At 45.6% G+C, this 1085-nt stretch carries 2 protein-coding genes; both read right to left on the bottom strand.

The window, feature by feature from the left end; genetic code table 11:
* Window positions 1-36: 36 nt before the first annotated feature.
* Complete coding sequence (locus tag FC82_RS14600) at window positions 37-825, bottom strand: ABC transporter substrate-binding protein (RefSeq protein WP_056997369.1); 789 nt, start codon at window positions 823-825, stop codon at window positions 37-39.
* A gap of 10 nt (window positions 826-835) precedes the next feature.
* Window positions 836-1085: hypothetical protein (locus FC82_RS17240; protein WP_235809250.1), on the bottom strand; the 250-nt coding region annotated here is incomplete at its 5' end.

Here is a 1085-nt window from a genome sequence, read left to right as displayed (position 1 = left end):
TAGACCAATTATAAGAATAGGCCATTAGTGTTGCACTTAACTTGACAATTGAGGGAGTTTATAAACTTTCAGCATCGCTTGTTCGTATTTCTTGGTCAGCGTTGGGTACTTCTTAGCAAACGAGGTGCTAACAACCGAAACTTCTGGAATTTCGACACCCTGGCTCTTCAATTTACCATCAGTTGACAGGACGTTCCCAGTCTTTTCAATCGAATTCAGCGCTGGGCTCCACGTGTACGCGGCATCAATGTCGCCGCGCTTCCATGCCGCCACAATGTTTTGCCCTGACAGATCCTTAAACTTCACTTGGCTGGTCTTGATACCGGCCGCCTTTAGCGTTTTGACCAGAGCGTATTGCGAGGTCGTCCCAAAGGTAACCCCAATTGTTTTACCCTTCAACTTTTTGATCGACGTAATACTCTTTTTGGAAACGAGTGCTTCAATATTGCCGCTTTCAACGTAAGAGATACCAACGGCCTTGTAAGAAACCCCGTTAGAAACACCTAACGCAAACGGTGAAACGCCGAAGGAAGCCGCATCCAAATCTTTTGAAACGATAGCGTTGTTAATACTTGTCCCAGATGAATAGGTCGTCGTTTTGACCTTAACACCCAAATCTTTAAGGTACCCTTCCTTGGCTAAAATTGCCGATTCGGGACCGCCTTCCATTAACCCGACCTTCATGGTTTTCGGGTAGGCCTCACCGGTCTGCGGGTCTTTTTTGCTGCTTGATGTGGAACTGCTCGAGGAACTGCCGCAACCTGTGAGAACGATGGCCGCGGTACAGAGGGTTAATAACCCAACGAAAATATGTGATTTTTTCATGATTACTCTCCTAATTGAGACTTTTAGGCGCCTCAGTTGTTTTAATTTTGTCGTTGTGATTTTCTTTCGATATGACTCGATTCATCATTGTTAATTTATCGGTTCCAGCAGGCAACGGGCTACTGTGTAAGCAACTCTGGCCTAATTTCCAGGTTCGGGAAATTATGAGCACTTTTTTTACATTGCCGAAACGTGTTCCAGCAGGCTGGACCGAACCCCAGTACTTGAACCAGAAATCTCTGGAGGTACTGGTATGAAGA

Origin of the sequence: Secundilactobacillus collinoides DSM 20515 = JCM 1123 (genome assembly GCF_001435975.1) — a bacterium.
GTDB classification, from domain to species: Bacteria; Bacillota; Bacilli; order Lactobacillales; family Lactobacillaceae; genus Secundilactobacillus; species Secundilactobacillus collinoides.
Note: the sequence above shows the minus strand (reverse complement) of the source record. Positions and strands in the feature narration are given on the sequence as shown.